Annotated in this window: 5 protein-coding genes; all 5 read left to right on the top strand. The window is 64.6% G+C overall.

Going from position 1 to position 10,179, the window contains the following annotated elements:
• Positions 1–211: 211 nt before the first annotated feature.
• Positions 212–5,704, top strand: coding sequence for an alpha-2-macroglobulin family protein (locus LB533_RS13490; protein WP_224677325.1), 5,493 nt, complete (start codon positions 212–214; stop codon positions 5,702–5,704).
• 211 nt (positions 5,705–5,915) lie between these two features.
• On the top strand, positions 5,916–8,009 hold the full coding sequence (pbpC, locus tag LB533_RS13495; RefSeq protein WP_140644274.1) for a penicillin-binding protein 1C: 2,094 nt from the start codon (positions 5,916–5,918) through the stop codon (positions 8,007–8,009).
• A gap of 117 nt (positions 8,010–8,126) precedes the next feature.
• On the top strand, positions 8,127–8,297 hold the full coding sequence (locus LB533_RS30105) for a M15 family metallopeptidase (protein WP_224677333.1): 171 nt from the start codon (positions 8,127–8,129) through the stop codon (positions 8,295–8,297).
• A gap of 158 nt (positions 8,298–8,455) precedes the next feature.
• Positions 8,456–9,481: a sulfate ABC transporter substrate-binding protein gene (locus LB533_RS13505; RefSeq protein ID WP_140516694.1), complete on the top strand. Its 1,026-nt coding sequence runs from the start codon at positions 8,456–8,458 to the stop codon at positions 9,479–9,481.
• A gap of 21 nt (positions 9,482–9,502) precedes the next feature.
• On the top strand, positions 9,503–10,179 hold a 677-nt coding region (gene cysT / locus LB533_RS13510), incomplete at its 3' end, for a sulfate ABC transporter permease subunit CysT (protein WP_224677326.1).

Genomic DNA, 10,179 nt, shown 5'->3' on the forward strand with positions numbered 1-10,179 from the left:
GCCACAATCCAATTGTCTGAAATAGGACGGGCTTGGAATTCACACCTTTTGCGTTGCCGCAAGAATGCGTGATCCCCTGTCCTATGGAGGTACTACCGGCTGTTGGCCGGAAAGGAAACCGTCGGCAGGCGGAACCCTGCCGCGTCCTCATGTTGACAAGCCTGAGTGAAGCTTGAACATGCCCGGACGTCTGCACTGTCTGGAGGGTGTTATGGCAATGCGCGCGGCTCGTGGTCTCCTGATCCTTCTCTTCTTCGCCTGGGCCAATGTCTTAGCCTGGGATAGCGTCGCGCAAGCGGCTGAAGCACGGCGAGTCGCCACGACCGACAATTCGGACTATTTCGGTTTCGACCTCCGGTCCGACCAGAATGTTACGCTCGATCAATGCAAGACCACTTGCCTGGGCGATCCTGCCTGCCGCGCCTTCACCTATAACACCAAGGCCAAATGGTGCTTCCTCAAATCCGATTATAACCAGTTGAAGCCCTTCAACGGCGCGGTCGCGGGCAAGGTCGTCAATATCGACGGCGACCCCGACATCGGCGCGCCGCCGGAACTCGCCTTCTTCCCCAACTGGATGGCTGACCAGGCCCAGCAATACCGCAACCGGCTGCTCGGCCCGGCCTATGACAGGCCGACCGAGGGCATGGCGGCGCTGACCACGGCGGCCGAGCAGGCGGTGCTCACCGGCGATCATCGCACTGCCATGCAGAAATACGAGGCCGCGGTCTCGGTCATGCCCGACGATGGCCAGCTCTGGCTCAACCTGGCGCGCGAAACGCTTGCCGTGCAGCCGGCGGCCAACACATCAGAGGCCTCCACCTTGCCGGCAAACGGCACGTCTGCCGCCTTCAATGCCTACAAGCTGTTGCGTACAGCCAGGACGCGCGCAGAGACGCTGGCGCTCATCGGCTCCGGCCTCGACAAGCGCGACCTCTATCGCCCCGCTCTGCAGGCTTATGAAGCCAGTCTTGCCCTGGTGCCCTCGCCGGCGGTCCAGGCCGACTATTCCGATCTCAAGGCTCGCAAGGGTTTCCGCGTCATCGACCACACCGTCGATGCCGACACCAGCGCACCGCGCATCTGCGTCCAATTCTCCGAGGAACTGGTCAAGACCGGCGTCGATTACGCACAATTCGTCACCGTCGACAACCAGCCTCCCAAAGGCGTTGAAGCCAAGGACAAGCAGATTTGCGTCGAAGGGTTGGAACACGGCCAGCATTATGACGTGACCTTCCGCGCCGGCCTGCCGGCTGCCATCGGCGAAGTGACCGCCGCGCCCGTCGTGCTGTCGATCTATGTGCAGGACCGTGCGCCTTCGGCCCGCTTCACCGGCGACAGCTTCGTGCTGCCGGCCGGCGCGCGCCGCGGCATCCCTGTCGTCACCGTCAACATGAACGCCGCCGAGATGAAGCTCTATCGCATCGGCGACCGCTCGCTGGCCCAGCTCCTGTCCGGCTACCAATTCCTGCATCAGCTCGACAGCTACGACATCTCAAACATTTCCGAGCAGATGGGCGAGCCGGTCTGGGAAGGCCAGCTCGACATCGCCAACGATCTGAACAAGGAGGTCACCACCTCCTTCCCGGTCGACGAGGCGCTGCCGCGGCGCAAGCCCGGCGTCTATGTGCTGACTGCCCAGGCCGTCAGCGACAAGAGCGACGACTACGACGCGATGGCCACGCAATGGTTCGTCGTTTCCGACATCGGCCTCTCGACCTATACCGGGCAGGACGGGCTCAATGTCTTTGCCCGTTCGCTGGGCAGCGCCAAGCCGATAGCGGGCGCCGAACTGACACTGGTTGCCCGCAACAACGAGATCCTCGGCACCGCGACCTCGGATGCCGAGGGCCACGCCGTGTTCAATCCCGGCCTGACGCGCGGCGACGGCGGCATGGTGCCCGCCGTGCTGATGGCCAGGCAGGGCGACAACGACTTTGTCTTCCTCGACATGGCCCGCGCCGGTTTCGACCTGTCCGACCGCGGCGTCACCGGTCGCGCAGCGCCGGGCGCGCTCGATGTCTACGCCTGGACCGAGCGCGGCATCTACCGCGCCGGCGAGGAGGTGCATGTCGCGGCTCTTGCCCGTGACGGCGCCGCCAAGGCGGTCGAAAACCTGCCGCTGACCTTCATCTTTTCGCGCCCCGACGGGGTCGAGGATCGCCGCATCGTCAGCGATGGCGCGTCAGCCGGCGGGCACGCCGTCGATCTGCCGCTCCAGCCAAACGCCATGCGCGGCACCTGGTCGGTATCGATCTATACCGATCCCAAACAACCGGCCGTCGCCAGCCAGATGTTCCTGGTCGAAGATTTCGTGCCGGACCGCATCGAATTCGACATGAAGGCCGACAAGCAGGAGATCGCGCAGGGCGAAACCGCCAACATCACCGTCGACGGCCGATTTCTCTATGGCGCACCGGCTGCTGGCCTCGCGCTCGAAGGCGAACTGACCCTGTCGACCGCACGTGACTGGGACCGCTTCAACGGTTATTCCTTCGGCCTAGCCGACGAGCAGTCGTCGGAACCGACCGTCACCCCGTTCACCGATCTTCCGGTGGTCGGCGAGGATGGCAAGGCAACCTTCCCGGTTTCCGTCGAGCAACTGCCGTCGACCACGAAACTCATCGACGCCAAGGTTACGGTTCGCATGCGCGAGACCGGCGGCCGCGCCATCGAGCGCTCGCTCAACATCGGCATCCGCCCGCAAGGCCACATGATCGGCATCCGGCCGGACTTCGCTGATGATGAAGTGCCGCAAGGCGGCACGGCGAAATTCAGCCTGATCGCCGTCGACCCCGACGGCAAGCGCGAGGCACTGAAAGGCGCGCAATGGTCGCTGGTCAAGGTCGAGCGCAATTACCAGTGGTACCGCTCCAACAACTCATGGAATTACGAACCGGTCACCTTCACCAAATCGATCGCCAATGGCCAGGTCGACCTTAGCGCCGACGGCGAGGCGACGGTGTCGATCCCGGTCGACTGGGGCCGCTATCGGCTCGAGGTCGAGACGGCGGATCCGGAAGGGCCCGCGACCAGCTATGAGTTCGATGGCGGCTGGTATGTCTCCTCCACCACCACCGAAACGCCTGATGGCCTCGAGATCGCCCTCGACAAGGACAATTATGCCGCCGGCGAAGTGGCCAGGCTCAAAGTCTCGCCGCACTTTGCCGGCGAACTTCTGGTCAACATCGGTTCCGACAAGCTGTTGAAGACCGTCACGGCGTCGGTGCCGGCCGGCGGCGGCACGGTCGACATCCCGGTCGGCGACGACTGGGGTGCCGGCGCCTATGTCACGGCGACCCTGTTCCGGCCTGGCGACGCGCAGGAAAGCCGCATGCCGGCCCGCGCTATCGGCGTGAAATGGCTGAAGGTCGACCCGGGCTCGAAGAAGCTCGCCGTCACCCTCACCCCGCCGGACAAGACCATGCCGCGCCAGCAACTGTCGATCCCGGTCGCGGTCGCCGGCATGGAGCCGGGCAGCAATGCCTATGTCACTGTCACCGCTGTCGATGTCGGCATCCTCAACCTGACCAGCTACAAGGCGCCGGACCCGGACAACTGGTTCTTCGGTCAGCGCATGCTGGGCATGGAAATCCGTGATCTCTACGGCCGCCTGATCGACGGCTCTCTCGGCACTATAGGCAAGCTCAGGACCGGCGGCGACGGCGCCAACATGCAGGCGCAGGGCAGCCCGCCGACCGAAAAGCTGGTCGCCTTCTTTTCCGGTCCGGTGCAACTCGACGCCGACGGCAAGGCACGCGTCGACTTCGATATTCCGCAGTTCAACGGCACGGTTCGCGTCATGGCCGTCGCCTGGACCAAGGAAGCGGTCGGGCACGCCCAATCGGATGTGATCGTGCGCGATCCGGTGGTGATCACCGCCGGCCTCCCGCGCTTCCTGGCGCCCGGCGACGCCGCCGTCATGCGGCTCGACATTGCGGACACCGACGGCCCGGCCGGCGACTATGCGCTGTCGATCGACACGACGGGCGGTCTCTCGACGGGCGACAAGCCCCTGCCCCAGAAGCTGACGCTGGCGCAGGGCAAGCGCCAGACCCTGACCGTGCCGCTGATCGCCCAGACGGCAGGCAATGCCTCGCTCACCATCAAGCTGGCGCACGCCGATGGCACCAAGGTCGAGCAGACGCTCTACGTGCCGGTCCGTCCGGCACAACTGCCGGTCACCACCCGCATGGTGGTCGACCTCAAGGGGGATGGCGGCACGCTGCGCGTCGACAAGGAGCTTTTGGCGGCAAGCCTGCTCGACGGCGCTTCGGTCAGTGTCGGCGTTTCGCAGGCGGCGGCCTTCGATGTGCCTTCGCTCCTGATGACGCTCGATCGCTACCCCTATGGCTGCGCGGAGCAAACCACCAGCCGGGCGATGCCTCTGCTCTATGTCAACGAAATGGCCTCGGGCGTCGGCATGGAGAGCGATCCCGAGCTGCATGGCCGCATCCAGGACGCGATCTACAAGGTGCTGAGCTACCAGGCTTCGGGCGGCAGCTTCGGCCTGTGGGGCCCGGGCTCCGGCGATCTATGGCTCGACGCCTATGTCACCGACTTCCTGACCAGGGCGCGCGAGCAGAAATATGATGTGCCCGCGCTCGCCATGAACCAGGCGCTGGGCAATCTGCAGAACTCGCTCGGTTACGACCAGAGTGTACAGGACCGCGGCAGCGAGATCGCCTACGCGCTCTACGTGCTCGCCCGCAACAAGAAGGCGTCGATCGGCGATCTGCGCTATTACGCGGACACCCAGCTCGAGGCCTTCACCAGCCCGATGGCCGTTGCCCAGCTGGCGGCGAGCCTGGCGCTGTATGGCGACACGCAACGTTCGGAAGCAACGTTCAAGACCGCGCTGCAGCTCGCCAAGTCGAGCACCGCCTATGACTACTATCGCTCCGACTACGGCTCGGCGCTGCGCGACGGGGCGGCAATGCTGGCGCTTGCGGCGGACTCGAAGCCGGTGCCATCGGTCGTACCGGAGCTGATCAAGCTGGTGACCAGGGAACGCGCCGAGGTCCGCTGGACCAGCACCCAGGATGAATCCTGGATGCTGCTGGCTGCCCGCGCGCTGAAGAAGGGCAATGACTCGATCACACTCACCATCAATGGCGCGCCGCATTCCGGCGGCTATTCCGACAGGATCGACGGCAGCGATCTGGTCGACAGCCCGCTCACCATCGCCAACACCGGCAAGACCCCGCTGCAGGCCGTCGTCACCACCGTGGCGTCGCCGGTGCAGCCCCTGCCGGCCGGGGGTGACGGGTTCACCATCGAGCGCACCTATTACAAGCTCGACGGCACCGAAGCCAATGTGACGGAGGCAACCCAGAACGAACGCTATGTCGTCGTGCTCAAGGTCAACGAACAGAACAACTGGCCTTCGCGCCTTTTGATCACCGACCTTTTGCCGGCCGGCTTCGAGATCGATAATCCCGGCCTGGTCTCCAGCGCCCAATTGTCGAACTTCTCCTGGCTGGCGCAGACCGACGCCGCGCATCTGGAATTCCGCGACGACCGTTTCGTCGCCGCCTTCAACCCCAGTGATGGCGACCACGACCACAATCTGACGCTCGCCTATGTCGTGCGCGCCGTGACGCCGGGCACCTACGCCCATCCGGCCGCAACGGTGGAGGATATGTACCGGCCGCAATATTCGGCCCGTACCGCCACCGGCATGATGGAGGTCAAGGCGCCGTAAGGTGTCGAGGCGGACATGAACGTGAAGTTTGCGCTGCCCCTTATTGCCCAGCCGGGCATTTCTCCCCGTATAGTGACGGGGAGAAAGAGGATTGCATCGACGCTTTCGCCAATGTCCAACGTTGCAGAAAAGGTGCCGACGATCGCGACCGCTCTCTTCTCCCCGTCACTATACGGGAAGAAGGTGTCGGCAGGCGGATGAGGGCAGCGCCATGCTCTCAACAACACTGCTGCGCCGGTCAGCCATCGCTGGAACCTCCTTGGTGGCCGTTATCGCTCTTTCCGCCGCCACCCTGTGGCAGCTCGACCGCGCCTTTCCGCCTCCGCTTCCGGAAAAGCTCACCGTCTCGACGGAAGTCCAGGATCGTGACGGCCAGCTTTTGCGCGCCTTCGCCACGCCTGACGGTTATTGGCGGCTTGAGACCCGCCTCGATCAGGTCGACAAGCAGTTCGTCGACATGTTGGTCACCTATGAGGACAAGCGCTTCTGGGAACACGAGGGCGTCGATGTGCTGGCGCTTGCCCGCGCCGCTGGCCAATTCGCCGCCAGTGGCCACATCGTTTCCGGCGGCTCGACGCTGTCGATGCAGCTTGCCCGCCTGATCGAGCCGCGCGAGAGCCGCAGCCTCGGCTCCAAGCTCAAGCAGATGCTGCGCGCCTTCCAGATCGAGCGGCGGCTGTCCAAGCGCGAGATCCTCGAACGCTACCTGACGCTGGCGCCCTATGGCGGCAATCTCGAAGGCGTACGCGCCGCTTCGCTCGCCTATTTCGGCAAGGAGCCGACGCGGCTCACCGTCTCGGAAGCCGCCCTTCTGGTCGCCCTGCCGCAACTGCCGGAGAAGCGCCGGCCCGACCGCAACCTCGCGATCGCGCACGCCGCCCGCGACCGCGTGCTGACCCGCATGGCCTCGGCTGGCCTGCTCGGCGAACGCGAGGCTGCGCGCGCCGCGCTCGACGATGTGTCTGGCCTGCGCCATAAATTGCCGGCGCTCGCCGCGCACGCCGCCTATGCGATGCTGCCCAAGGCCGTTCCCGGCCAGCCGCTCAAGCTGACGATCCGCAAGAGCGTCCAGGAAGGACTGGAACAGGTCGCGCGCGACGCCGCCGCCAAGCTTGGGCCGCGTCTCTCCGTCGCCATGGTGCTGGCCGATTCCCGCACCGGCGACATTCTGGGCGAAGTCGGTTCGGCCAATTTCTTCGACGCCAGCCGCTCCGGCTGGATCGACATGACAAAGGTCGTGCGTTCGCCCGGCTCGACGCTGAAGCCGTTCATCTACGGCCTTGCCTTCGAACAGGGACTGGTGGCGCAGGAAACACTGATCGAGGACAGCCCGGCCGATTTCGGCGGCTACCGGCCGAAGAATTTCGACATGGGTTATCAGGGCGACGTCAGCATCCGGCAGGCGCTGCAACTGTCGCTCAACGTGCCGGCGATCCGCGTGCTCGACGCGGTCGGTCCCGCGCGGCTGACGGCCCGCTTCCGCCAGACTGGGGTAAATCCGATCCTGCCGGTCAACGAGGCGCCGGGCCTGGCCATCGGCCTTGGCGGCGTTGGAATTACGCTGCGCGATCTCGTCCAGCTCTATACAGGGCTCGCCAATGGCGGCAAGACGCACACGCTGCACGATGGCACCGAGCCGGCCGATGCCGAGCGCACCACCACGACCATCCTCAATGACCAGGCGAACTGGCAGATCATCGACATTTTGTCGGGCGTCAAGCCGCCCGAGGGTGCGTTGCAGCGCGGCATCGCCTACAAGACCGGCACCTCCTACGGCTACCGAGACGCCTGGTCGGTCGGCTTCGACGGCCGCTACGTGCTGGGCGTCTGGGTCGGCCGGGCGGATGCCGCCGCTGTGCCCGGCCTGTCCGGCTATGTGTCGGCCGCCCCGATCCTGTTCGAAGGCTTTGTCCGCTCGGGTCTCGCCACCGTGCCGCTACCGGGCAAGCCCCCCGGCGCCTTCACTCCTCGACGTAGCGACCTGCCTGTGACGCTTGCCCGCTTCGGGGCCGGGTCCGACGGCCTGGTTCAGGCCTCGACCCCCACAGAGCCCGCGCCGACCATCATCTTTCCGCCCGACGGCGCCCGCGTCGATCTCGCCACCAACTCGGCCGACGCCTCGCCGCTGGTACTGAAGCTGCAAGGCGGGCGCGCGCCGTTCCGCTGGCTGGCCAACGGCAAGCCGCTGACCGGCATAGACCGCCGGCGCACCGCGACCTGGCAACCGGACGGCACCGGCTACTCGACCTTGACCGTGATCGATGCGGCGGGACGCGCGGCAAGCGTGAAGGTGTTCGTTGAATAAGACTGCGCAAGCGATTCAGGGGATTGCGCTTCTTCGCCTGAGGTACAGCGCCTCGCGCCCGACCTTCACCGGATATCCGTTACGCCGGAGCGGACAATTTTCCTGTACCGCAAGCTGCTGCTCGGCGCGATGCACTCGGCCGGATTCAAGAACTATGCACGCGAATGGCGGCACTTCACGCTGAATCACGAGCCCTTCGCCAAGCAGCGCTTCGATTTCCCAGTACCAGCCGGATACCATGCCGACCGAATGCACAGCCTTGCTTCGGCACCGCTTGTTCCTAGATAGATCGGTGGGGATTCGCCAGGGGACGTTTGAGGGAAAAAGTTTCTCCTCACCGCGAAATCCGGGCCAAGATTTTCTCCAAAACGACAAAAAAGGCAACATTTAATGCATCTAAATTCTACCAATTCGGTAGATTTGACGTGGGTTCAACGGAGGCAGAAATGACCAAACCTCGTTTCAGGAGACTGCTCGGCGCACTGGTCGCCACGTCCGTCCAGTTCGGCACGCTCGGTTTCGCGTTCGCCGATACCACCATTCTCAACGTGTCGTACGATCCGACACGCGAGCTCTACAAGGCTTATGACGAGGCCTTCGCCGCTCACTGGAAAGCCGAGACAGGGGAAACGGTCACCATACAGCAGTCGCACGGTGGATCGGGCGCCCAGGCCCGCGCCGTGATCGACGGCCTCGACGCCGACGTGGTGACGCTGGCGCTCGAAGGCGATATCAACGCCATCGTCTCCAAGTCGAAAAAGATCAATCCGGACTGGCGCACGAAATTCGAGAACAATTCGGCGCCCTACACCTCGACCATCATCTTCCTCGTCCGCAAAGGAAACCCCAAGGGCATCCACGACTGGAATGACCTCGTCAAGGACGGCGTCCAGGTGATTACGCCCAACCCGAAGACATCAGGCGGCGCGCGCTGGAATTATCTCGCCGCCTGGGCTTATGCCAACGCCAATGACGGCGGCGACGAGGCCAAGACGAAGGAGTTCGTCGGCAAGCTCTATGCCAACGCCCCGGTGCTCGATACCGGTGCGCGCGGCTCGACGGTGACCTTCGCGCAAAAGGGCCTGGGCGACGTGCTGATTGCCTGGGAAAACGAGGCCTATCTGGCGCTCGACGAGTTCGGTGCCGAGAATTTCGATATCGTCTATCCCCCGACCTCGATCCTGGCCGAGCCGCCGGTCGCTTTGGTCGACGCCAATGTCGATGCCAAGGGCACGCGCAAGGTCGCCGAAGCCTATCTGGGCTGGCTCTATTCCAAGGAAGCGCAGACGATCATCGCCAAGAACCACTATCGTCCGGCCAAGCCCGATCTGGTGCCGGCAGAGGACCTGGCCAAGCTACCGCCGATCAAGCTGGTCACCATCGACGACCCACAATTCGGCGGCTGGAAGAAAGCACAGCCTTACCATTTCGGCGATGGTGGTATATTCGACCAGATCTACAAGCCCCAGTAAGCACTCGATATTCAGGACGATATGATCACAGCACCCGCTCGGGCGGGTTGGCGGTTTCGACAGCCGAGCGTCATTCCGGGTTTCGGATTGACGCTCGGCTTCTCGCTTGCCTACCTGACCCTCATCATCCTCATTCCGCTGTCGGGGCTGATCTGGCGCTCTGCGGCGCTGGGCTGGACCGATTTCTGGGCGATCGCCACCGACCGGCGCACCATCAACGCGCTCCGCATCAGCTTCGGCACCGCCTTTGTCGCGGCCGCCGTCAATGTCGTCTTCGGCACGCTGGTCGCCTGGGTGCTGGTGCGCTATCGCTTTCCCGGCCGCCGCATCGTCGATGCCATGGTCGACCTGCCCTTCGCGCTGCCGACGGCGGTGGCCGGCATCGCGCTGACCACGCTCTACGCGCCCAATGGCTGGATCGGCAAGCTGTTGCTGCCGCTTGGGCTCAAGGTCGCCTACACCCCGCTCGGCATCGTCATCGCGCTGGTCTTCATCGGCCTGCCCTTCGTCGTGCGCACCGTGCAGCCGATCATGGAGGAGATCGACAAGGAGGTGGAGGAGGCCGCCGCCACGCTCGGCGCCAGCCGCTTCCAGATCGTCACCCGGGTGCTGTTCCCGGGTCTGGCGCCGGCCATCGTCACCGGTTTCGCGCTGGCCTTCGCGCGCGGCGTCGGCGAATACGGCTCGGTCATCTTCAT

It is taken from the genome of Mesorhizobium sp. BR1-1-13 (genome assembly GCF_020165515.1).
Taxonomy (GTDB): domain Bacteria; phylum Pseudomonadota; class Alphaproteobacteria; order Rhizobiales; family Rhizobiaceae; genus Mesorhizobium.

What these genes read in the sequence shown, in the direction of transcription:
- LB533_RS13490 (WP_224677325.1), top strand. Translation starts at nt 212, where the DNA reads ATGGCAATGCGCGCGGCTCGTGGTCTCCTGATCCTTCTCTTCTTCGCC.
- pbpC (WP_140644274.1), top strand. Translation starts at nt 5,916, where the DNA reads ATGCTCTCAACAACACTGCTGCGCCGGTCAGCCATCGCTGGAACCTCC.
- LB533_RS13505 (WP_140516694.1), top strand. Translation starts at nt 8,456, where the DNA reads ATGACCAAACCTCGTTTCAGGAGACTGCTCGGCGCACTGGTCGCCACG.